The sequence below is a fragment of the Mesorhizobium sp. M6A.T.Ce.TU.002.03.1.1 genome (assembly GCF_003997275.1).
Lineage (GTDB): Bacteria > Pseudomonadota > Alphaproteobacteria > Rhizobiales > Rhizobiaceae > Mesorhizobium > Mesorhizobium mediterraneum.
Map to the genome: position 1 here is coordinate 1 of NZ_RZTI01000003.1, position 20743 is coordinate 20743.

The following is a 20743-nucleotide window of genomic DNA, read 5'->3' on the forward strand; positions in this document are numbered from 1 at the left end:
GACTTCAGCACCTGGCGATCTGAGCCGATATCGTCACGGGTGCAGTGACCAGGTCCGTCACGACGAGGCTTTGACCCCGAGCTTGCGGGCCTTATCTTCGAAGTCATCTTTGATGTCCTCGATTGTCGGCAGATGCAGGCGCCGCAGCTGAGAGTGCACCTTCTTGGCGGCGTCGGAGCTCAGGTCGCGTTTGAAATTGACGACGACCTGCTGAGCGGAGTCGTAATTGCGATAGCGCTCGATCTCGGCCTTGGTCGCCTGCTGCACGTGCTCCAAGGTTTTGCGATCGGCATCGGATTTTCCACCCGGTTTCGCTCGCATGACCGGATTGAAGGCCTTGCTGATGACGAATTCGGCCAGTTCCTGCTGGGCGTTAGCCATGATCATTTCTCCCTCGAAATTGGCTGTTTGGCCTTAACCCACGCGGAAATTGAAAGTTCCCTCAGGGACGGTTTTGTCGCGGCCGGGCGCTACATTAATCGCAGGCTTGGAAGCGCTTGGTTCAGCCGATATCTGGTGGCTGTTAGTCCGCAGCAGGTTGGATGGAACCAAGCTGCAAATCTGCCGTTGGCCTCATCAACGAAACACGTGCAGAAGGCGAGACGCACTACGCAAGGTTTCGCGCAACCAAAATCGGGGAGCCGGAGTATGACCAACATGCCAGACGAAACAATTGGCGGAGATCGGATAGGCTCAAGCACAGACAATACCGAGCACGCCGATGAGCGCAGTCCCGATGGTCATCAGGGCAGAAAGGACAAGCGACAAGATCAAGCCGCCGAGCGGGACAACAACCGTCCGCAAGAGGATCCGGCAGAAGGTTCGCGCGACACGGTGGAGCACGAACTGGACAGACAGAAACAATCGGAGGCACCTCGCGGCGAGGTGAAGCGCGCGCGTGACGATCTGCAGCAGCAGGTCGAGGAAGAGATCGAGCTGCCTCAACGAGGCTCTGCCTGACGGCGCCGATCTAGATTTGTTCGCCGAGCAGGATTCTCGCATCCTTGGCCGCGACGATGAACGCCTGGCGCGCGACCCTCGGCGGCTTTTCGCCGCGAATAACGGCAAGGCAGGCTTCGATTGCAGCGAGTCGCGTCTTGGAGGCCGGCGCCGGCCAGTCCCTCAGCAGCACTTCAGCCGCGTCGGAGACCGACAAAACAACCCTGTCGCGATCGATCCGGCCAGGTTGAACAACAATCGGCTTTCTGAAACGTCTCGTACGCACGACACTCTCCAAAGTGGCAATATGTTAGCCGCGTCTGATCTTCTTGGCCACCTCAAATGTTGATTGCTGTCGGACTTGCTGCTGCCCTGTCCATGCGAGGCTTTGCGACCTCACCACGCCGCGCAGTTTGGCGTAATACAAGGTCACCCCGCGAAGGTGATCTCCCAGCCATATTGTCGGCTGGATTTGGCTATCAGTTGCCAGCTTAGGAGCAGACCCGACGCTGTGCTTCAAGGGGGCCAGGCAGTGTTATGAAATCATTGACTGCAATTGGGGGCTGCTTGGCTCTGTTCGTGTCGGCATGTACCTCATCCGATGAACAACAACTGGGTATCTCGAGCCCGCCGGTGAAATTGGCGGAGCCGCGGGTCGTGATCGAGGCCGACCCTGCGCCTCCGTTCACATATTGGGCACCGGAAGGCTCCACGATACGCAACCATCCGCGAAATCCCGCGATTTGGGTCGCGCAAGTCGCCGGCCAGCCGCAGCGATACTATTACGGAGATCAGTGTCAGGCGTCCCGTTACCAGCATCTTCTGGGTCGACCGCTCACTGAAATGCCGGATCCGCCGAAGGAAGCTGTCTGGCGCACCCACTGCTCGACATGCGCCCGCACCTCCGACCTCGGCTGGGCCCGGATGAACATCAGCTACGATGAGGACACTCGGATAATTGTCGAGATTGCCTGCGGGTGACCGACGATCTTTAGCTTGCCCATCGTCGCGTCGCGTTGGGGAAGACAGGCTTAAGCCATGAGCTGCTCGATGATCTATTTCACGGCCGACACACATTTCAGCGATCCCCGCATATTGCGTATCGATCGTCGCCCGTTCGGCTCGCTGGCAGAACACGATCGAACGCTGATCTCGCTCTGGAACGAAACCGTCAGCCCGGACGACGAGATCTGGCATCTCGGCGATTTCGCGAAGGGATCGGCCGAATTCGTTTCATCGCTCCTGTCGTCTCTTCATGGCCGGAAGCACTTGATCATAGGCAACAACGATGGCGCAGCGACTATCGGCGCCGCAGGTTGGGCCAGCACACAACATTATAAGGAGCTGACGATAGACGGCAGGTTGCTGATCCTTTGCCACTATCCTTTTCGCACCTGGAATCAGATCGGCAAGAAATCGATCGATCTGCATGGCCATTCCCACGGCAAATTGACCCCGGTTACACGCCAGTACGACGCCGGCGTCGACAGCTGGGATTTTCGACCGGTCACCCTTTCCGTCATCCTTGCCCGCAGGCGTCGGCGAACGGCCCGCCGCGATATTCAACGCAAGTGATCAAAAACGCGGATCATCCGGCTGTTGCTTACATGTTGGTATTCATTGTCCCCGAGTGAGGAATGCTTCCGGCGGCTAGATTTGCTGCGAACTCCGCATGCAGTTCATCTTCGTGTCCGAGATAACGAGGAGAAAAGTGCATCGGCACAGCATGTTCAACACCCGCAAGCCGGGCGATAGTGCCGGCTTCGGCCGCCGTGAGGTGCCGCTTCGCGGCGGCCAGCCGCCGATCTTCCTGCAGGAAGCCCGCTTCGATAAACAGTTGGTTCGCGCCGTGCGCAAGCGCAACGACACGCGCGAGATTTGCCTCGTTGAATGCGAGATCGGTCGCATAGACAATCCTCTGTCCGGGACCGGTTCTCAGGGCTCCGGCACCGAGGAGTTCGCCGACCGAGATATGCCGATCCGCGGTCGGGGCGAGTATCGTTTCGGGATCAGCTCCGCGCCGGACCGCACGCTTGGCTTCGTTCAACCAAGCTCCGACAGGCAAACCCAACGCTTCCAGTTGTGGTTTTTGCACATTGACCTGGATCTTTTCCTGAAACGCGAATGCAAGGCACGGAACGCCGTGGTCGAGCATTGCTGCTTCGACACGGAAATCGGGATCATCGAGCAGGATATTTCCCTCAGCTGGGGTTGAGGCCGTATCCTGCCGTGCGAAGCCCGATCGCGCCCGAAAGAGGCGGGAATGACGAAATCCGGCCGGCGTCCAGTCGCAGGCCGCTATCATGAAGTCGTGGGACTGTTCGTCGAGGAGATTCCACGTGTATGCGTTGAGCTTGGCTTGCACGGCCTCGGTCAACCCAGGCGGGCCGAAGAAATGCACTGTTCTATTCCTGTATAGAAATAACCGCAGGAGCCGATCGAAGCCGGCGAAGTGATCCATGTGCATGTGTGATACGAATACGTGGCTGACGCGCAGGATTTCGCGCGGCGAAAGTGGCGACAGATCACCAATGTCGAAGAGCATCGCCCGGTTGCCGAATCGGAAGTCCAGAAGAAGCCCCGCATCCGAGAAGGGATCGTTGACCAGGCGCGGCTGAACCAGCAACGTCACGGAATTCACCCGATACCGTTTTCGAATTTCGCCACTAGGCGCTCACCTTCAGACACGACCTGAACCTGAGGTCTATCCTCTCTAATCGTGCGCTCTGGGTAGCGGTTCCCATGGATATCGTTCGAAATGATGCAGAAGGCGGCGAGCCGGCCAAATCAGACTGAACGTTTTTGCCACCTTCTGCGTTGTCTCGGTTCGGAGCGAGGAGCAGACCGCAACGCGGGCAACCCGCGGTCACAACGAGGTAGCACCAAGAACGAGCGACATGACCGAGCACAAAGGCACTCAGCCGAGCGAGGCAAAGGGGACGGTGATCGCATTCTCAGCGCCGGGCTGCGAGCCCCTCTACGCTCACGAACGGGAAGCCGTGGCTGCCGTTGCCCGCACGATTGCGACCCTCAAGGGATTTGCCTTCCGGCGGGGCCTAGGCAACAGCATCCGCAATGGCGGCGGGTTGTATTTCGTGCCCGACGACAGCTTGCTTGTCACCGATGCGGCACGGCTGGGTATCGGCGGACCGCAAGACCTCTTCGGCGGCGTGGTGCCTTGGCGTTTCGCAATGACCAAGGCCATAACCCATGAACTGGTGGACGGCTTGGCCGAACGACCGAAAGAATGGTCAACCGGCTTCGGCAGAACTGTCAGCGCAGCAGTATTGCCTGGCTACACGGTGTTTTCGCGGCACGATGCGCTGCGGGCGGCCGAACGTCTGCTGAGGCTCGGGGTTGCCCGGCTTAAGCCGCCGCTTTCCTCGCGAGGCCAAGACCAACACATTGTTCTGACGGTTGCTGACGTCGAGAGGCTGCTTGAGCGGTACCGCTCCTCCGACTTGGACGAGTGCGGTCTGGTGCTCGAAGCGGACCTCCGCGACATCGTCACGCTGAGCGTCGGCAGAACGGAAATCGATGAGATCATTGTCGCCTATTACGGCACTCAAAGGACGACCACCGATAATGCGGGACAATCCGTTTATGGCGGATCCGATCTCATTGTAGTGCGCGGCGGATGGGAAGCGCTCGAAGACCTTCAGCTTCCTCGCGCACTGGCTTTGGCAACGGTGCAGGCGAGGGCCTATGACACGGCGATGGCTGACTATCCCCGATTTTTCGCCTCGCGGCGCAACTACGATATCGGCCAGGGCGTCGATTCGTCGGGCATCTGGCGATCCGGTGTGCTCGAAGCCAGCTGGCGCATTGGCGGCGGCAGTACTGCCGAGCTTGCAGCAATAAAGATCATGAAGCAGGACCCGGACATCCAACTCGTCCGTGCGTCCGCAGTTAAGGAGTTCGGCAACAACAGCCGGCCACCGGTGAACGCGGACGTTCACTTTCACGGAGAAGATCCCGATGAGGGCCCCATCACGCGCTATACTGTCATCACGCAAGCGATCCGGGAGCCGGCCAATTGCGCCGGCTCATGAGTGTCAAATTAGATCGCAAAACGCTTAAATCAGGGAACATCCATGGGCGGCTTGAGTTGTTCGGGATAATCCGTGAAGCCAATTCGAAAGGAGGAAAAAGTGATCGAGGTTATTTCTGCTCCTGAGAACGTCGCCGCATTTCGCGTTGCCGGTACCGTGACCGCGCAGGACTACGACAAAGTCATCCCGGCCATCGAGGAGAAGCTGAGCGAACATGAGGAGATCGGCGTCCTGGCGGACCTTACGGATTTGGAGGACATGACGGGCGACGCTTTGCGCCGCGATCTGCAGTACGGCTTGAGCAAACTTGGCGAATTCCACCGCTTCCAGCGTGCCGCAGTGGTGTCCGAAAAACAGTGGATCAAGGCAGCTACGGAGATGACGGGCGCGCTTTTCCCGCAGATCGAGGCGAGGGTGTTCCCGAAGGACGAAAAGGCCCAGGCTCTGGAGTGGGTAGCAGGTGTCCAATAGCAGCATCTAGCTGATCTTCAGACCGCCTTAGGGAGTCGCCATGCCAACCACCTACAACAAGCGGCAGGATTCGGAAGGCCTGTGGGAAGTCTATGACGGCGAGAGCGAGGAAGCCGTCATAGTTGACGGCATGCCGCTTTCCGGGCTGGATGAAGTTGAAGCCAACGAAGCCATTAGAAGGCTCAAGCGGGGCGAACTGACGTCCGACAATATTCCCCCGACGGCTCAGTCCGGGTGGCCTCCGGCTAAAGACGGCATATAATGGGTTCAGGTGTCTTGATCCCTCCGTCGTCTTCGAACAGAGAGCGGACCGATTCAGTGTTGCAAAATCGCGAACCGCGTAAGCCGTTGTCCAGAACCGCACTGGCAGCAATCGCACTTATCTGCGCGCTAATTCTTGCTGCGTTTTTCATAGGCTTTGAATATTCGGCTCCTAATGCAGGCGCGCTCGTTATTCCCGGAGGATCGCAACAATCGCCGTAATGCCCCCATCGCTGTACGTTGCTTGCCGAGTTCGTCGGGCCAGCACGAGCGAGGTTGCAGGGACCACATTTCCAGTGCATTCTCGCCATCGTCCATGACCAAGCAGTATCTCAACCATCAGTTGGAGTGCCCTTATTGCCTGACAATAAGGCTGAGGATTCCGGCCGACGCCGGTCCTGACGACCGGATCTTTTGCGACGACTGTGGCGAGTTCCTGGGAACCTGGGACGATCTGCTTACCGATTTTGAGAGGCAGGGCGGGCAGGATGGAGTATTCCGTCTCGACAAGGGCCGCATCAGGCGGATCGATTGAGCCGCAAGCGAGGCAACCATCGCCTCGGCGGCCTCTGCTCACCAGCGTAACGCTTGCAGCGCCTGACCATGCGACGCGAGTCGCCGGAAAATTTCCGGCGATGCTGAATTGATGTGGAACTTGTTGCTGGCCGGTGGGGTTATCGGACGCCTTCACGTTTAGGAAGGCTAGCTCCAACCCCAGCGGGAGAAGACCATGGCCACTGCGAAGAAATCCACGAAAGCGACAACCAAGGGTCTTGAGGACCTGTTCCTCGACGGGCTCAAAGATCTTTACTATGCCGAAAAGAAGATATTAAGGGCCCTGCCGAAAATGGCGAAAGGTGCTGAGTCGGAAAAGGTGACTGCCGCCTTCGAAAAACATCGCATGGAAACGGAAGGTCACGTCGACCGCCTCGAGGAAGTGTTCGAGAAATTCGGCAAGGCAGCACGCGGCAAGACCTGCCCGGCGATCGACGGCATCATTGAAGAGGGCTCCGAGATCCTCGAAGACTATGAAGGTGCTCCTGCGCTCGACGCCGGACTGGTCGCAGCGGCGCAAGCCGTCGAGCATTACGAGATCGCCCGGTACGGCACTCTGATCGCCTGGGCAGAACAGATGGGAAAGGCCGACGTTGCCGCCCTTCTCAAAGCGACGCTCAAGGAAGAGGTCGCAACGGACGAAGCGCTGACGGGTCTAGGCGAGGGGGGTGTCAACCAACGCGCTCTTCAAGCGGCCGCATAATTGCTTGTGCCATCGGGTTGCGGAGCCCCGGCAGGGATCGCCAGGGCTCCGCTCCGAAGAGGCGGGTATCGGGCTTGCCATCCGGAATTCTTGAACCGGCCTGACTGACCGTCAGTTGCAGGAAAGGCACTGCGCAGTTGTCAGGCGGAGAGAGCAGGATCATGGATCCCGTGTTGTGGATAGCTTTCCTGGGGACCGTAATCTCGATGCAGGCCCCGCCCGGCCCCGACAGCATGCTTGTGACAGCACGCGGAATTGCTCACGGACGAAGCACGGCGTTTTTCACGGTGCTGGGCATGACCGTCGGAGCGGGGCTTGTTCAATTGCCTCTCCTCGCGTTAGGCGTGTCTTCATTGGTTGGGGCGTCGCCCCTCGCATTCAGTCTGCTCCGATGGTCCGGCGCCGCTTACCTGTGTTGGCTCGGAATGAGCCTATTGCTCTCGTCAGCCACGGAAGTTGCCATCGAAGAGCATAGAAATCTTGGTCCGCTAGCGGCTGCACGAGAAGGAATGATCGCCAACCTCATAAATCCCTGGCCAATGATGTTCATGGTTGCGTTCCTGCCGCAATTCGTTGACCCGGCTCGAGGATCGGTGACGCTGCAATTGCTGTTGCTGGGTGGGACACAGAAAATCACAGGTGTATTGGTGCTGGGCGCGTACGCGCTCGCGTCCGGTGCGGTTGGCGAGTGGATCCTGAAGCAGCCAAAGATACGGCTCTGGCAGCAGCGCATCGCCGGCTGTTTTATCATTGGCCTGGGCATTCGCATGGCCGTGAGTGGCGGAGCGACCCGTTAAACTAGCCGACCCCGCGGCTATCGTATCCCTCTTGCCTTCACAGTCGCTAACCAAAAGGCGGGCGATTGCCCGCCTTCCCATGGTTCAGTTCTTCGACTCGCCGCCGAGCTTTTTGACATTGCTGCAGAATTCAGGGTGGGTGTTGGCGGCGTTGGGGTTTGCCATCTCCTCATCGCAGACTTTTGTCATTGCCATGCGGTCCTCGTCCGTCAGCGCTTTCCACGCCGTCGTGAACGCGTCGTCCGACCGCAGAGTCTTCATGCTGGAGTCCGTGTAGAACGGCTCCATCTTTGCAGGGTCGTCCAAGGCAGACGTGCCTGTGTCGGCGCCTGCCGCGAGAGAAACGCCGCTTACCAAAGAAAGCGCCATCGCGCCTAAACAGATCATCTTGTAGTTCATGGCAAGACCCTTTCCGTTGTTCAAAGGTTGCTAATGCAACCGCCTGCTGGCAAACGGCGTGTTTCAGAAAAGGTTCCTATCCCGCTTGCCGGCAGGCCGCCCGATCGGCGCTTTCTACAGTCCGCGTGGCGTCCTGTGCATCCGGCACTGCCCGCCGCCATTAATGCGGCATGGCCTGCCGACGGAACAAAGCGCCTGCTTGGCTGTTCGATTCCGAACACGAGAGCCGTCCGATGATCGCCTGCTGCAGCTTGTTTCCATAGAGGATGATTAATCCGATGGATGTCTCCATTGGCCTCCACGTCACGCCAGCGGCAGTGCGTGCCCAATGAGCGAACTGGCTCGCAAGGACCCCGGCCGAAAAAAGCCGCGACGGGAGGGTAGCGGCATCGGCCGGGCCCTTGGGCTCGGGCTGATCACCGGCGCGGCCGACGACGACTGCTCGGCCATCGGAACCTACGCCAGCGCCGGGGCCAGGTTCGGTCCCGACCTGCTCTGGACCGCGCCACTTACCCTGCCGATGATGTACACTGTCGTGTATCTCTCATCGAAGCTGGGCCAGGTCTCCGGACGCGGGCTCTTCCAGGTCATTTCCGACTTTTACCCGCGATGGCTCTTGTGGTCGGTGTTGGTGGGCGTGCTGATCGGCAACACCATCGAGGCTGCCGCGGATCTCGGGGCGATGTCTGCGGCTCTCAATCTGTTCGTCCCGCTGCCGGTTCCGTTGATCGTGGTTGGCGTCGCCGCCATTATTTTCGCTCTGCAGGTTTTCGGCTCCTACAAACTGATCCGAAACGCCTTCCGGTGGCTGGCGCTGACGCTGCTTGCCTATGTGGTTTCCGCCGTCCTCGCGAAACCGGACGCATTGTCTGTTCTGTACGGCACTCTGATCCCAAAAATCGAGTTCAGCCGTGAGTACCTGTCCATCCTCGTTGCCATCATCGGCACGACGCTCTCGGCATATCTCTATACCTGGCAGTCCAACCAGGAGGTCGAGGAAGAGATTGCAGAGGGCAGGACGACTCTCAAAGAGCGGAAGGGAGCGACGGAAGGCGAACTTCGCCGGTCTCGCCGCGACATCTTGATCGGTATGACGTTTTCCAATTTGATCATGTATTTCATCATTCTTTCGACGGGATCAACCCTCTATGAGGCAGGTCAGACCCAGATTGAGACAGCCGCCCAGGCAGCCGAAGCGCTGCGGCCGCTTGCCGGTGATGCGGCAGGAATTGTCTTCGCAGCCGGCGTGATCGGCGTCGGCTTTCTGGCCGTTCCAGTCATGACGACCGGCGCCGCCTTTGATCTTGCGCAGGCGATGGGTTGGAAGCACGGCATGAACGACAAACCTCGCCAGGCTCCCAAATTCTACATCGCGACCGGAGTGATCACACTGTTGGCGGTGGGGCTCAATTTCATCGGCTTCAACCCGATGAAAGCCCTGGTCTGGTCCGGTATTGTGCAGGGTTTTTCTACTCCGCCTCTGCTGCTGCTGATCCTCATCATGACCAACAACCGCAAGATCATGGGCGACAAGGTGAACAGCCCCGGCACAAACGTCCTTGGCGGCGTGACGACATTGGCGACCTTTGCTGCGTCAGTCGGGCTAGTGGCGACCTGGTTCATCTAGCAATACGCCGGCATCGCGCGATCTGTTGAAGAAGCGCTCGACCAAGTTTCGCAATCAGCAAACCCAACGGCTGAAGCAGATCGGCTGGGCGCAGCGGAACTCGCGCTGCTCTCGCCCGTTAGCTTTTTTCAGTCGACATCCTTCGCACAGGAGCCCGCCATGCTTATCGAGCACCAGAGCAAGCGGCCGAACATCGATCCAACCGCCTATGTGGCTCCGACAGCGGTGATCTGCGGAGACGTGGCGATCGGTCCACACACGCACGTCTCGTTCGGGGCGGTGATCGAGGCGCATGGCGCGCCGGTACGGATCGGCGCCCAGTGCGTCGTCCGCGAGAACCTCAACATCCGCAGCACGAGTCGGAACGCCGTCGAGATCGGCGATAATGTCCTGATCGGGCCGCTCTGTTCACTCAAGGGCTGTATCGTCGCGGACGAGTGCTTCCTGGCAACGGGCGTCAAAATCTATCAGGGCGCGGTCATTGGGCGACGCACAGAGGTTCGCATCGACGGCGTGGTCCACGTGCGCAACGTCCTGCCGCCGAACTCGCTCGTCCCGATCAAATGGGTGGCGGTCGGCGATCCCGCTGAGATGTTCCCGCCCGACAAGCACGAGAAGATCGACGCCGTCCTCGCCAAGATGAACTTTGCCGAAGAGGTCTACGGGCTGCAGCGACAGTCCGGCATCGGCGTCGACATGGACATGAAGAAGGTCACCCAGCGCGAGGCGAGCGGGCTCGCCGATCATCGCGACGACCGGGAGCTATAGCCAGGAGCAAGGATCACGACGGAGCTTCCGCCGTTCCTTCACCTCGGCTCCGCCGCCCTGCCAGCAACGGCAACAGCCCGGCCAGCGCCGACCCAGACGATCGGAAGAAGGAGTCCGAGTATGCGCCGGGCTTGGATCGCAATAGGCCCCGGCGATAGCCTTCTGGTCGCATCCAACCCGGAAAAACGAGGCGGCTGCGGTCGCTTACCCCCAGCAGCCCTGGTTTTCTGAACGAGAGCGATGCATCCGGCCGGATGAATGGAACATCTGCCGACAATTGCCGTTGATATGCTCATCAGGCGAAAGGGGCGCACATGTCAAAACTTCAGGCGGCAACTCCAGAGGATTTGCAACGGCTCAAGCTCGAAGCGTCGGCTTACTTTGGCCCGAAAATGCTCAAAGAATCACTATTGCGACTTTGCCAGGTGTGCGGAAGCGATAGCCTTGAGCGGTTCGAGAAAAACATGGTCGATCAGATCGAGGCAATGCAAGATGATGATAGGGCCAACTTCGAAACACTGAAGGAATTTGCCATCGAACAGCTTTACGCCTGCGTTCGAGAGGTCAAGTCTTCACCTGACATGAAACAGCCGCTGGAGGAGACAGAAACCCGAAGGACACCTGGTCGGTCGCAAAAGCCGGAAACCTTGGAAGACCAGTTGCAGGCCGGCCTTGAGGATTCCTTCCCCGCGAGCGACCCGCCTGCCGTGGTGTCCACAGCGATTCCCGGCGGGTCGAAAAAGCTGGTCGGGACCGACGAAGTCCTGAAAAAGCAGCGAGAGGAGGCGGCTAAGAATAGCGACCGGTCATAGACGGCCCGGTCAGAGCGAAGGGATGCTTCCGCCCGCTTGATTCTACGGCTCCAGTCAACCATGCGAACAGACGGCCAGCATGCACCGGCGTCAGAGCTTGACGGCCGCCTCCCGCGCCCACAGCCGCAACTTCCGGCAGGCTTGGACGAACTTCTCAGCCGTCTTGTTTGATTCCAGCCTTATCAGCCCTTCATCCGCATCCGCATCGACGCCTGCCTTGGCCAGCAGCGCCTCGGCTCCCGACGTGAAACCGATGAATTTGCAATGAGCGAACGCATCGGAAACGAAGTCCTTTGCGGCGGCTTCCTTGGCCAGCAGTTCGGCGCCCGGCTCCGAGAGCATAAGCACGACCGCGTCGAACAGGACCGACGGACCGCCGTCGATCATGTGTCTCGCTTCGATCTGCGTGCCATCGGCCGCATCTACGCCGCCGACCTTTGCGGCGACGACCTCCATCACCGCGCCTTCCTTTTCGACCGCGGTTCGGAGTTGCTCGAACAGCGCAGCATCCACGCCGTCGCTGACCAGCACGCCGACCTTACGGCCTCCGAAGCTCTCCGGCCCGTTATTGATGATGCTGAGCGCCGGCGAGGGCTCCAGGTCGTCTCGCGGCGGCACCGCAGCGTCCGCCGGACTTGGCATCTTTCGAATGCCAAGCTTGTCGGCAACGGTGGCCGCCAGCGCCTCGTCGATGTTCAGCAGATGGGAAACCATTCGCTCGCGGATTGCCGGTGTCTGGACCTTGCTCAATTCGAATGTCAAAGCCATGACGATGTGGCGTTGTTCCGGAGGCGTCTGGCTGTTGAAGAACAGCCGCGCCTGGCTGTAGTGGTCGGCGAAGCTTTCCGCCCGCAGCCGCACTTTCTGGCCCTGCTCGGCATCGGCAAAGGAACGGTAGCCGCGCTGGGGATCCTCGCGCGGACCCATGCCCCACGAATTTGGCTCATAATTTGCACGGCCTACCGGATTGCGCATAGCCATGTGTCCGTCCTGCTGAAAATGAGCAAACGGGCACTTCGGTGCGTTGATTGGAAGGTGGGTAAAATTCGGGCTGCCGAGCCGCTTCAGCTGGGTGTCGAGATAGGAAAAGTTGCGTCCCTGCAGCAGCGGGTCATTGGAAAAATCAATGCCGGGCGGCACGTTTTGCGTCATGAACGCCACTTGTTCGGTCTCGGCGAAGAAATTGTCGGGCATACGATCCAGGACCAATCGTCCCACCGGGATCGGCTTGAGGATTTCTTCGGGAATGATCTTCGTGGCGTCGAGGACATCGAAATCGAAGCTGTCCGCAAAGTCCTGATCGAAGAGCTGCACGGTAAGTTCCCATTCCGGGAAGTTGCCGGACTGGATCGCCTCCCACAGGTCGCGGCGATGAAAATCCGGATCGGCACCATTGATCTTGACTGCCTCGTTCCATACCACCGACTGCATGCCGAGCTTTGGTTTCCAGATGAATTTGACGAAGGTGGATTCGTCGTCGGCGCTGACGAAGCGGAAGGTGTGGACGCCGAAGCCCTGCATGAAGCGGAAGGAGCGCGGGATCGCACGATCCGACATGATCCACATGATCATGTGCATCGATTCCGGCATCAGGCTGATGAAATCCCAGAAATTGTCATGCGCGGTCTGGGCCTGCGGGAAGTCGCGGTCCGGTTCCTGCTTGGCGGCATGGATCAGATCGGGAAACTTGATCGCGTCCTGGATGAAGAAAACCGGGATGTTGTTGCCGACCAGATCCCAATTGCCTTCCTTGGTGTAAAGCTTGACGGCGAAACCGCGCACGTCGCGGGCCAGGTCGAACGAGCCCTTGTTGCCGGCGACTGTCGAGAAGCGCACGAAAACCGGCGTCTTTTCGCCAGCACGCTGGAAAATGTCGGCGCGCGTGTATTTGGCTAGCGATTCATAGGTTTCGAAATAGCCGTGTGCGCCGTAGCCGCGAGCATGAACGACCCGTTCGGGAATCCGCTCGTGATCGAAATGGAAAATCTTGTCACGAAAGTGGGAATCCTCGATCAGCGACGGGCCACGCTCGCCGATCTTCAGAGTGTTCTGATCGTCAGAGACAGGCGTACCGAGCGCAGTGGTGAGGACAGGCGTCTCGCCTTCCGCCAGTTGGTGAAGCTCACCGCCGTTTCCCCGCTCGACATTCTGGTTGCGACCGCTTGCGGGCCGTCTTTCTGAACGCTGCCGGGACTGCGCCATGATATTGCTCCTCGATGAATGAAGGCCGGAACCACCGGCTCAGGGCGTCGAACTTCCGGCACGCCGCTTTGTTCCAGCAAAAGGACTGGCGCCTTTGCTTGCGGAACAATGGCGAATTGACGTCGCTGTCTGTCAATGGAGCGAACCCCTGGCCGTGTTCCGGGCGGGCGGCACTCACCCGCAACAGGAGTTCAGCCGCGCAGTTTCGCGATGTGCGTCCGCGCAATCCGAGATTTTCTAGCGACTTATTTCGATGTCCGGAACGATCCAAACCTTCATGCATTTAGCTAGGTCTGCGTTCATCAACTCGTTCTTGCTGGGAGCTGGACCATTGTCCTCCAGGGGCTATGCCTTGGCCAACCAGGAAACGGATGAAGTTTCCATCGTTGACCTGATACCTGCCTTGCGAGCCTTCGCCCGCACCTTCTGCCGTGTTCCTGACGATGCCGATGACCTGGTCCAGGAGACGTTGACCAAAGGGCTCGCCAACATCGACAAGTTCGAGCCTGGGACACGCATGAAGTCATGGCTCTTCACCATCATGCGCAACACCCACTACACGCGCGTCAAGGCCGCCGACAGGGAAAAACCCGGCCTGCTCGACTGTGCCTCTCTGATCCCGATTTCGGAAGCTACACAGGAGTGGTCCGTTCAGAGCAAGGAAGTCTATGGCGCGGTCCAGAAACTGCCGGAACATCAGCGCGAGGTCCTGATGCTGATCGGGGTTCTTGGCGTCAGCTATGAAGAAACTGCCGAAATATGCGGTTGCGCGGTGGGGACGGTAAAGAGCCGCCTTAACCGAGCGCGCGCCAGCGCGCTGGAATATCTCGGCGAAAGTTCGTTGCAGACATTGGTAGAAAGACGCAATCACCTGTCCGAGGTACAAGGAAACTTGGCAGTCGACAGGCGTCGATAGCTAGTCCTCTTTCTTTGCTTTGCATCGACGCTTCTCGACAAGCGCGTTCTGCAATTGAACCGCAAGGTTGGTCAACCGCTCGGGGACCTTCTCCTGCTCGATGGCAATCAGCAGAGATGCGATCTTCCGGTCTATTGCCAGCCGGAGTCGCGGGCTGATCGTATCGTCGCTCGAGCGAGACATCATGTTCTCTTAACGAATTGATCCCTTCACCAGTGTGGTGTCAGCAATCAGAGTTTGCAAGGATTCACGCGCCGTTCTCACAGTCAGCGCTGACCCTTGCACAGCATTGTTTCGAAGCCGCTGGTATCGTCGGGAAAGCCTGTGCGTTCCCTTCGATCCTCCCCGGCAATAAGCCCAGGCGCGCTCGACAAATTCGACTCTCGCGACCTCAGCTGGTCGCTGGTCATAATCGCGTCTGCGATTGCAACATTCGGCCTTACGCGAGCCGATCCGCGGCATGATACTGATCGGAGTTGATCCGATTGCCATCGAGCCTGCGTTGCTCGGTGTGCTGCTTCTAGGCTCTGGTGGATGCAACCGCTTTCCTCGGCCTAGTCTTGAGCAAACTGGTCATCGCGCCGTCGCCGGAGCCTTTGTTCTGACGGCCGAGGTGATGTCCCTTGCCGCCGTATGCCACCTAGTCCTCCTTAGGATTGTGGGCACTTACAGGCGCCTTTTCTATGTGACGCCCGAACAGTTATTGAGCCGTAATGTTCCCTCGGATGCAGCAAGAAGAAAGGCATTGCCATCCCACAGCCGGAACGGCTTCTCGCTGTCAACGACGACCTGCATGCCGTGGGCTCCGGCGAGGCGGTGAACATCGGCACGATCCAGCGCCGGCGATCCGCGATAGGAGTAATTCAGAAGTGCTGCCATGCCCGACGTCTTCAGAACACGCGCGATTTCCTTGAAATACCGCTCCGCCAAGCCTGCTAGCGCCAGGTAGGGGAAGCTGTCGACAGCCAGCACGCAATCGAAGCTTGCATTGCCGAAGTCCGCAAGATCGAGACCGGAGGTCGGCCGCACTTCCACATTGCGCAGGCTGGCACATCGCTGACGAGCGATCGAAATCATCTTTGAGGATATGTCGATGCCGACGATCCGGTGCGCCGCGCTGGAAAGCGCGCTTTCGAAACGCCCGATGCCACAACCAATGTCCAATATGTCCCGGTCGGCGCCAGTGAAGCCTTGTGTTTCCAGCCATGCGACGATCTCGTCGGTAGTGGCGGTGAGCTTCTCCTCGTCACCCAACGAAGACAGCTGAACGCTCGCCGCCAGGGAAATCGCCGCCGCGGCATCGAAGCCGGCGGCCAGCCGCCTGACGACAGCGGCATCCGTTTCCCATTCACCGCGTTCGTGGCGAACGGCCGCGCCTGTTTCGCGCAGCATGGCAAAGATGTCAGGCCTGCGACGAAGCAGCTCGGCGATCCGCTCCAGTCTGTCCCCGTTCCGCAGGTCGGCTGAACACATATCCAGCGCCACATCAGCGAGTTCCGCAGCATCGAGCCCGGTTTCAAAGCGAAGCGCCAGTCTGGCAACGACGGCTTCGACGCAGGCGCCGTCGGCCATGCACTCTTCGAACACCATTCTTGCCGTCGACGCCTGTAACGACGGTTTTCGTCCAGTCGTGCTCATTGAGCCATGCTCCGCGTCCAGACCTTTCGCATCGTCCATTGGTCGACGGCACCCCAGCCATATTTGTAGGTCTCCTGGCCGCGCAGGAAATCGAACTCCCGCGCCCCTTCGCGGGCCGCCTCGGAAATCGCGTGACCGATCAGGATTGCGCCGGGACTTTCCTCGGCATAGGCCGGATCAAAACCGCCAAGGTAGGCGTAGGCGCGGTGGCGATGGTGAAATCCATAGTAGGCGCCGACGACCGCGTCATCGATAGCAACAAGCCAGCATCGCACAAGACCCTGTGCGGCAAGCAGGGCAAGCGCCTGCCGATGGAATTCTTCCGCAGCCGGATCGGCCAGCACGCCGTCACCATGCCCGGCCCAACGTGCGCCATGAAGGCGGATCAGGTGCTCGAAGAATGCTTTGGGACTATCTTGCACCGGCATGACGGAGACGCAGCCGCGCCTGCCTGCGGCTCTATGCGCGCGGCGCAGCTGGCGCCTTCGCCGCGCCGGAACGCAGACCGCAAGCGCATCGGCTCCAATGATCGAGAGCACGGGACAAGCGGCGTGATCGACGAGTTGACCCGCCTCCAGCGCAGGGTGCGTAATAGTGAGACCCGCAGCACCCGCCGGCAAATCCGGCAAAATCCATTGCGACCAATTGATCGCGAGAGCCTGGTCGGCGATTTCGGCGGCGACAGTCGCTTCGATGCCGGGGAAACACAGGACATCCAGATAATCGCTCAACGAAATCCCGACCGGAAGCAGTCTCGGCCCGGAAGGTGTGTGTTCCAGATAAAACGGCGCCAATCCCACCAGATCGTCGCCACGCCAGACGGCGATCGTAGCCAGCTCTCCGGGCGCAAACGTGCGCCACCACGGCACGAGCCAGGCGGGGCATTGGAACGGCGTCGCCGTCCGGCTATGCGCCCAGAGTTCCCACCAGCGCGGCGCCAGGGCCTCAAGGGCGGCCGCATCGTCGATGATCTCCGAGCGGAGCATGGATGCACTCACTGCGCCGCCGCGAGGCGCCTGCGGCCGCCACCAAGCCCCGCCAGCGCATGGTAGGCGTCCATGTAAGACGAAATCATGCGGTCGAGCGAAAAGCGCCGCCGCGCCTCGGCCCGGCATGTCTCGGCATCCAGGCCGGATGCTGCGATAATGGCCTCCGCCATCTCGTCGACGTCATTCACCAGAAAGCCCGTCTTGCCGTGCTCGACCACGTCCGGCAGCGCGCCGTTTGGAAAGGCGACAACCGGTGTGCCGCAGGCGAGGGCCTCCATCGCGACAAGCGAGCTGGTCTCCGCGGCAAGGCTGGGAATGACCAGGCAACGGGCGGCGTTGAGAAAGCGCCGTTTGGCGGTGAAGCCGAGCGGACCGAGGAAGCGGCGGTGCTTGTCAAGGCGAGGCTGGACTTCGTGACGAAGGTACAGCGTATGCGTTTCATAGGGGTAGACCTTGCCGCCGATGACCAGCGGCACGCCAGCCTGCTTGGCGGCGTCCAGCGCCAGATGGATGCCCTTTTCCGGGCAGATGCGGCTGAGAACCAATGCAAAGTTGCGCTTGGACTGCGGGCCGCTCAGCGCATCGATATCGACGCCGTTTGGAATGGGTGCAACGAGCTTGGTGCCCGGCGGTGCTGTCTTCTGCTGCGCCACTGAGACGGCGTGGAGCCATAGATCGTTGCGCACCGGGCGCAGAGCATCGGCCGGATACCAATCCAGCGGCAGGTGCAGGCTTACCAGTGTCGGGCCATGGTCAGGCAGATAGGCATGAAAATCGATGCCGTGCAGATGAATCACGTCGATCGACCAACGGGAGCGTGCCGCGTCTATCGCGGCGCGGTGGGAGCGCTGTGCCCGTGTTTTCGCCGCATCGTCGAGCACACCTGGTTCAGCAGGTGTCTCGATGAGGACGCCCGACGCTCTGGAGCCCTGGCAGCCGATCACGATGGAAATGTGCCCCGCGCGCACCAGTGCCTGGTCGAGCATCGATAGCACCTGCTCGGCACCGCCAACCGCATCCAGGCCGACTGGCGCGAGAGGGTAGGCGACGTTCAGGACGGTGAGGGTCATGGCCGGTCGAGCCGAAGCTCCTCATACGCAGCCGCCGCGGCGTGAAGCCAAACCGCCGGCTCGAAGCCGAGCGGCAGCGCCTCGTAATAGAGCTTGCCGTTGTTCGGCAGGGCCAGGAAATCATAGGCGGGCGCCACCCGGAAACGTTCGGCGCGCGCCGTAAACGGCGCCAGCGTCCGTTGCTGTGTCCGGTGGCAGGCCAGCATGCACTGCTTTCGTTCGAAAGCCGCTTCCGTAAGGTGCAGTTCGATGCACTCACTGCCGGGTCGGCTGTTGAAATCCTGAAGGACCACGCCCTCAGGTCCGGCGCAATAGAACGCCATTTCGACGATGGCCGGCGCCTGGCGTCCGTCGCGGCGCAGCAAATGGCAGGCCGCATGGACGGCAAAGGCGGTCGCGTCGTGATCGGGGTGACCGCCTTCATAAGGATGCGTGCAGACGAAGCTGATGTCGCAATCGGCCAGCAGGCAGGTCAGTTCCCGTGCGAGCGAGCTAAGGTTTCCGGCGGCTTGCTTGTCGGGATAACCGAGGCTGATCAATCCGGTCGGCGGAAAACCCGCCGCCGAGAGCGCCGTCTCCAACTCCCTGTGGCGAGCTGCGGCGTAGTCCTGCCAAGTCTCGAAGCCGTACGCCCGCGCGTCGTCAAGATCTCGCGGCGCCCCGTCGGTGACATGAACGATGCGAGACCCGCGCAATCCGGCAAGATGCCCCCCGATGCCGATGCTCTCGTCGTCAGGATGCGCGACGACGATCATGATTTCAGCACCGTCCGATGAGTATGGTGCGGTACCTAGCAACAGGGCCGCGAATTCGGCAAGCGTTCCGGACCCGTCAGGTTGGTGTTGCATGACACACTCATGCTGCCGAAGCTCGCACGGACCTGACCGGCGAGACGGCCATGCCGGGAGCATAGCGACGGATCATCGTCGCACAAAACTCCGCGAACTCCTCCGGCACCAGCGGCGGACTGGTGTGATGCGGCATAACTCCGCGATGCTCTGGAGTGAAGCAGAAGGTGACGGTCACGTCGAAATCGGCCAGTGCTTCCATCTGCCGGTCGTACCAATCCAGCGCATTCGGCCTGAAACTGTCGGCCCAGGAAAGCCCGGTGCGCAGACTGGTGACGCGCAGCCGCTTCATCCAGGCGACGGCGTCGTCCAGCCGGGGATCTTCAAAATGGAACCACTGCGCCAGTCCCATGGCCGGGGCATAACGCAGGAATTCCTCGAGCGCTGGTTTGGGCGTACCGTCTTCGCGCAGCAGGCCCATGTAGAAATGGCGATAGTAGGAGGAGCCTTCCGCTTCGCGGTGACGCGTCGTTGCCCCCCATTCGCGCGGAAGGTCGTAGAGGCTGTACCATTGTATGCGCGGCGCATTGCCGAGCAGCAGTTCGGCGGTCCGGCGCAAGCCCCAGCGCTGCACCTCCTCGGCACCGAAGCTCGACACACCGACTTCGCTGACCCATACGGGCAGATCGGTGACGGTCGAAATCTCGCCGATCTTCTGCGGCCATTCCTGAATCTGCCAAAGGTTCCAGTCGAGCGGGAAACCATGCACGCCGACGGCATCGACGTGATCGAGCACACCATACTGCTTCATGAGCGCCATGAAATCGGCATCGATCGGCGAAATGCCGCCGAGGATCTTGGTCACGGCGGGGTTTTCAGCTGCGATCGCATCGGCGGCCAGTATTGCCATATTGGCGAAGCGGCTCCAGTCGGGGTCGAGTTCGGGATCCCAATGGGACTTGTTGTTTGGCTCGTTCCAGATCATTGCAGCTTCAATCATGAAGTTGTCCTCTCGACGGGTAAACGGCGCCGCCGCCGGCCGGCTCACCGGCGGTGCGGCAGAAATAGACCTCCTGCTCCGGGTGCAGCACGATCTCGAAGCCGGCGCTGCGCAGCATCGCTTCGGTGCAGGCGCGATTGGGAATCCACCAGTTGGTCGGGTCGTCGGCATAGCGATGCTCGACGAAATGCAGCTTCGGAAACTCCGGTCGGTCGAACAGATCGTGGGTCCAGAAAGGATAATTCTCATCGAGTGCAGGCAGGTCGGCGCTGCCGCGCTGCATGGACTGGAAGATCATCAGGTCGCCGGCAACGTGCTCACGGATCAGATCGAGAGCGAGCAGGGGGTGGCGCAGGTGATACAGCACGCCCATGAACAGGACGATGTCGAATTTCTCCCGCAGGACGCCCACCTCGTAGACCGACAGCTGCTGGAATTCGATGTCGCAGTCCGCGATTTCGGCGGCGAAGCGCGCCTGCGCCAGATAGGCTTCATCGAAATCGATGCCGAGGACACGGCGGGCGCCGCGGCGCTTCATCTCGATCGAGTAGAAGCCGGCGTTGCAGCCTATGTCGAGCACGGCCTTGCCGGACAGATCGGCAGGAATGGCGTCGGCGAACTTGCGCCATTTGATCAGCGGGTAGTTGCCGAGGAAATGGTCTGGGGCGGTTTCGACCCCCGCCAACTCCATATTGTGGAACCACGGGCCTAGGGCATCGATGCGGCGGCGGATTTCGGCGTTGGAATGCAGCATGG

The 20743-nt window shown here is 60.2% G+C and carries 23 protein-coding genes; 12 read left to right on the forward strand and 11 right to left on the reverse strand.

From position 1 onward, the window contains the following. Window positions 1-57 precede the first annotated feature (57 nt). Window positions 58-381, reverse strand: a complete 324-nt coding sequence (locus tag EOC93_RS01605) for a hypothetical protein (protein WP_095486598.1) — start codon at window positions 379-381, stop codon at window positions 58-60. Window positions 382-648: 267 nt separating this feature from the next. On the opposite strand from EOC93_RS01605, the gene EOC93_RS01610 reads away from it, so the two are divergent. Next, window positions 649-960: a hypothetical protein gene (locus EOC93_RS01610; RefSeq protein ID WP_126103046.1), complete on the forward strand. Its 312-nt coding sequence runs from the start codon at window positions 649-651 to the stop codon at window positions 958-960. 10 nt (window positions 961-970) lie between these two features. Here EOC93_RS01610 and EOC93_RS01615 read toward each other — a convergent pair whose 3' ends face one another. Beyond that, window positions 971-1225, reverse strand: a complete 255-nt coding sequence (locus tag EOC93_RS01615; protein ID WP_095486599.1) for a DUF982 domain-containing protein — start codon at window positions 1223-1225, stop codon at window positions 971-973. A gap of 764 nt (window positions 1226-1989) precedes the next feature. Here EOC93_RS01615 and EOC93_RS01620 point away from each other — a divergent pair. Continuing rightward, window positions 1990-2514 (forward strand): metallophosphoesterase, encoded by a 525-nt coding sequence (locus EOC93_RS01620; protein ID WP_095486600.1) that lies wholly within the window; start codon window positions 1990-1992, stop codon window positions 2512-2514. A gap of 28 nt (window positions 2515-2542) precedes the next feature. On the opposite strand, the gene EOC93_RS01625 is transcribed toward EOC93_RS01620, so the two are convergent. Further along, window positions 2543-3571: an MBL fold metallo-hydrolase gene (locus EOC93_RS01625; RefSeq protein ID WP_206437526.1), complete on the reverse strand. Its 1029-nt coding sequence runs from the start codon at window positions 3569-3571 to the stop codon at window positions 2543-2545. A gap of 265 nt (window positions 3572-3836) precedes the next feature. On the opposite strand from EOC93_RS01625, the gene EOC93_RS01630 reads away from it, so the two are divergent. The 6 genes from EOC93_RS01630 to EOC93_RS01655 all read left to right on the forward strand — a co-directional run bounded on the left by EOC93_RS01630 (window position 3837) and on the right by EOC93_RS01655 (window position 7778). Beyond that, a complete protein-coding gene (locus EOC93_RS01630; RefSeq protein ID WP_127203689.1) occupies window positions 3837-4991 on the forward strand; it encodes a DUF3182 family protein in 1155 nt (384 codons plus the stop codon). A gap of 99 nt (window positions 4992-5090) precedes the next feature. Continuing rightward, window positions 5091-5462 (forward strand): STAS/SEC14 domain-containing protein, encoded by a 372-nt coding sequence (locus EOC93_RS01635; protein WP_158302615.1) that lies wholly within the window; start codon window positions 5091-5093, stop codon window positions 5460-5462. Window positions 5463-5502: 40 nt separating this feature from the next. Next, a complete protein-coding gene (locus EOC93_RS01640) occupies window positions 5503-5724 on the forward strand; it encodes a hypothetical protein (RefSeq protein WP_095486377.1) in 222 nt (73 codons plus the stop codon). Window positions 5725-6039: 315 nt separating this feature from the next. Beyond that, the gene (locus tag EOC93_RS01645; protein WP_095486378.1) at window positions 6040-6258 is read left to right on the forward strand and encodes a hypothetical protein; all 219 of its coding nucleotides are present in this window, start codon (window positions 6040-6042) and stop codon (window positions 6256-6258) included. A gap of 195 nt (window positions 6259-6453) precedes the next feature. Beyond that, on the forward strand, window positions 6454-6981 hold the full coding sequence (locus EOC93_RS01650) for a ferritin-like domain-containing protein (protein ID WP_095486379.1): 528 nt from the start codon (window positions 6454-6456) through the stop codon (window positions 6979-6981). 206 nt (window positions 6982-7187) lie between these two features. Then, window positions 7188-7778: a LysE family translocator gene (locus EOC93_RS01655; protein WP_127203743.1), complete on the forward strand. Its 591-nt coding sequence runs from the start codon at window positions 7188-7190 to the stop codon at window positions 7776-7778. A gap of 84 nt (window positions 7779-7862) precedes the next feature. Here EOC93_RS01655 and EOC93_RS01660 read toward each other — a convergent pair whose 3' ends face one another. Continuing rightward, entirely contained in the window at window positions 7863-8177 is a 315-nt protein-coding gene (locus EOC93_RS01660; RefSeq protein WP_095486380.1) for a hypothetical protein, read from the reverse strand. Between the two features lie 328 nt (window positions 8178-8505). Between EOC93_RS01660 and EOC93_RS01665 the strand changes: the two genes are divergently transcribed. The 3 genes from EOC93_RS01665 (at window position 8506) to EOC93_RS01675 (ending at window position 11384) form a co-directional block, all read left to right on the forward strand. Next, window positions 8506-9804 (forward strand): Nramp family divalent metal transporter, encoded by a 1299-nt coding sequence (locus EOC93_RS01665; protein WP_126103042.1) that lies wholly within the window; start codon window positions 8506-8508, stop codon window positions 9802-9804. Window positions 9805-9963: 159 nt separating this feature from the next. After that, window positions 9964-10572 (forward strand): gamma carbonic anhydrase family protein, encoded by a 609-nt coding sequence (locus EOC93_RS01670; RefSeq protein ID WP_127203690.1) that lies wholly within the window; start codon window positions 9964-9966, stop codon window positions 10570-10572. 314 nt (window positions 10573-10886) lie between these two features. Then, window positions 10887-11384, forward strand: coding sequence for a hypothetical protein (locus EOC93_RS01675; protein ID WP_095486383.1), 498 nt, complete (start codon window positions 10887-10889; stop codon window positions 11382-11384). A 90-nt stretch (window positions 11385-11474) separates the two neighbouring features. Here the strand turns inward: EOC93_RS01675 and EOC93_RS01680 are convergent, their stop codons facing one another. After that, the gene (locus EOC93_RS01680; RefSeq protein WP_095486384.1) at window positions 11475-13586 is read right to left on the reverse strand and encodes a catalase; all 2112 of its coding nucleotides are present in this window, start codon (window positions 13584-13586) and stop codon (window positions 11475-11477) included. A gap of 352 nt (window positions 13587-13938) precedes the next feature. Here EOC93_RS01680 and EOC93_RS01685 point away from each other — a divergent pair, with 352 nt between their 5' ends. After that, window positions 13939-14502 carry a sigma-70 family RNA polymerase sigma factor gene (locus tag EOC93_RS01685; protein ID WP_095486602.1) on the forward strand — a complete coding sequence of 188 codons (564 nt, stop codon included), beginning with the start codon at window positions 13939-13941 and terminating at the stop codon, window positions 14500-14502. 681 nt (window positions 14503-15183) lie between these two features. Here the strand turns inward: EOC93_RS01685 and EOC93_RS01695 are convergent. The 6 genes from EOC93_RS01695 to EOC93_RS01720 are packed head-to-tail and all read right to left on the reverse strand — an operon-like array spanning window position 15184 to window position 20741. Further along, window positions 15184-16140, reverse strand: a complete 957-nt coding sequence (locus EOC93_RS01695; protein ID WP_095486604.1) for a class I SAM-dependent methyltransferase — start codon at window positions 16138-16140, stop codon at window positions 15184-15186. Continuing rightward, on the reverse strand, window positions 16137-17126 hold the full coding sequence (locus EOC93_RS01700; RefSeq protein WP_095486385.1) for a GNAT family N-acetyltransferase: 990 nt from the start codon (window positions 17124-17126) through the stop codon (window positions 16137-16139). The genes EOC93_RS01695 and EOC93_RS01700 overlap by 4 nt, the downstream gene beginning before the upstream one ends. A gap of 8 nt (window positions 17127-17134) precedes the next feature. Next, window positions 17135-18199, reverse strand: a complete 1065-nt coding sequence (locus tag EOC93_RS01705) for a glycosyltransferase (protein ID WP_095486386.1) — start codon at window positions 18197-18199, stop codon at window positions 17135-17137. Next, a complete protein-coding gene (locus EOC93_RS01710) occupies window positions 18196-19047 on the reverse strand; it encodes a PIG-L family deacetylase (protein ID WP_158302616.1) in 852 nt (283 codons plus the stop codon). The genes EOC93_RS01705 and EOC93_RS01710 overlap by 4 nt, the downstream gene beginning before the upstream one ends. A 7-nt stretch (window positions 19048-19054) precedes the next feature. Next, window positions 19055-19987: a beta-xylosidase gene (locus EOC93_RS01715; RefSeq protein ID WP_095486388.1), complete on the reverse strand. Its 933-nt coding sequence runs from the start codon at window positions 19985-19987 to the stop codon at window positions 19055-19057. Continuing rightward, window positions 19980-20741 carry a TIGR04290 family methyltransferase gene (locus EOC93_RS01720; RefSeq protein WP_095486389.1) on the reverse strand — a complete coding sequence of 254 codons (762 nt, stop codon included), beginning with the start codon at window positions 20739-20741 and terminating at the stop codon, window positions 19980-19982. The genes EOC93_RS01715 and EOC93_RS01720 overlap by 8 nt, the downstream gene beginning before the upstream one ends. Window positions 20742-20743 lie beyond the last annotated feature (2 nt).

What these genes read in the sequence shown, in the direction of transcription:
- EOC93_RS01610 (WP_126103046.1), top strand. Translation starts at nt 649, where the DNA reads ATGACCAACATGCCAGACGAAACAATTGGCGGAGATCGGATAGGCTCA.
- EOC93_RS01630 (WP_127203689.1), top strand. Translation starts at nt 3,837, where the DNA reads ATGACCGAGCACAAAGGCACTCAGCCGAGCGAGGCAAAGGGGACGGTG.
- EOC93_RS01715 (WP_095486388.1), bottom strand. Translation starts at nt 19,987, where the DNA reads ATGATTGAAGCTGCAATGATCTGGAACGAGCCAAACAACAAGTCCCAT.
- EOC93_RS01680 (WP_095486384.1), bottom strand. Translation starts at nt 13,586, where the DNA reads ATGGCGCAGTCCCGGCAGCGTTCAGAAAGACGGCCCGCAAGCGGTCGC.
- EOC93_RS01660 (WP_095486380.1), bottom strand. Translation starts at nt 8,177, where the DNA reads ATGAACTACAAGATGATCTGTTTAGGCGCGATGGCGCTTTCTTTGGTA.
- EOC93_RS01655 (WP_127203743.1), top strand. Translation starts at nt 7,188, where the DNA reads ATGCAGGCCCCGCCCGGCCCCGACAGCATGCTTGTGACAGCACGCGGA.
- EOC93_RS01720 (WP_095486389.1), bottom strand. Translation starts at nt 20,741, where the DNA reads ATGCTGCATTCCAACGCCGAAATCCGCCGCCGCATCGATGCCCTAGGC.
- EOC93_RS01640 (WP_095486377.1), top strand. Translation starts at nt 5,503, where the DNA reads ATGCCAACCACCTACAACAAGCGGCAGGATTCGGAAGGCCTGTGGGAA.
- EOC93_RS01645 (WP_095486378.1), top strand. Translation starts at nt 6,040, where the DNA reads ATGACCAAGCAGTATCTCAACCATCAGTTGGAGTGCCCTTATTGCCTG.
- EOC93_RS01695 (WP_095486604.1), bottom strand. Translation starts at nt 16,140, where the DNA reads ATGAGCACGACTGGACGAAAACCGTCGTTACAGGCGTCGACGGCAAGA.
- EOC93_RS01675 (WP_095486383.1), top strand. Translation starts at nt 10,887, where the DNA reads ATGTCAAAACTTCAGGCGGCAACTCCAGAGGATTTGCAACGGCTCAAG.
- EOC93_RS01700 (WP_095486385.1), bottom strand. Translation starts at nt 17,126, where the DNA reads ATGCTCCGCTCGGAGATCATCGACGATGCGGCCGCCCTTGAGGCCCTG.
- EOC93_RS01605 (WP_095486598.1), bottom strand. Translation starts at nt 381, where the DNA reads ATGGCTAACGCCCAGCAGGAACTGGCCGAATTCGTCATCAGCAAGGCC.
- EOC93_RS01620 (WP_095486600.1), top strand. Translation starts at nt 1,990, where the DNA reads ATGATCTATTTCACGGCCGACACACATTTCAGCGATCCCCGCATATTG.
- EOC93_RS01705 (WP_095486386.1), bottom strand. Translation starts at nt 18,199, where the DNA reads ATGACCCTCACCGTCCTGAACGTCGCCTACCCTCTCGCGCCAGTCGGC.
- EOC93_RS01650 (WP_095486379.1), top strand. Translation starts at nt 6,454, where the DNA reads ATGGCCACTGCGAAGAAATCCACGAAAGCGACAACCAAGGGTCTTGAG.
- EOC93_RS01665 (WP_126103042.1), top strand. Translation starts at nt 8,506, where the DNA reads ATGAGCGAACTGGCTCGCAAGGACCCCGGCCGAAAAAAGCCGCGACGG.
- EOC93_RS01670 (WP_127203690.1), top strand. Translation starts at nt 9,964, where the DNA reads ATGCTTATCGAGCACCAGAGCAAGCGGCCGAACATCGATCCAACCGCC.
- EOC93_RS01710 (WP_158302616.1), bottom strand. Translation starts at nt 19,047, where the DNA reads ATGCAACACCAACCTGACGGGTCCGGAACGCTTGCCGAATTCGCGGCC.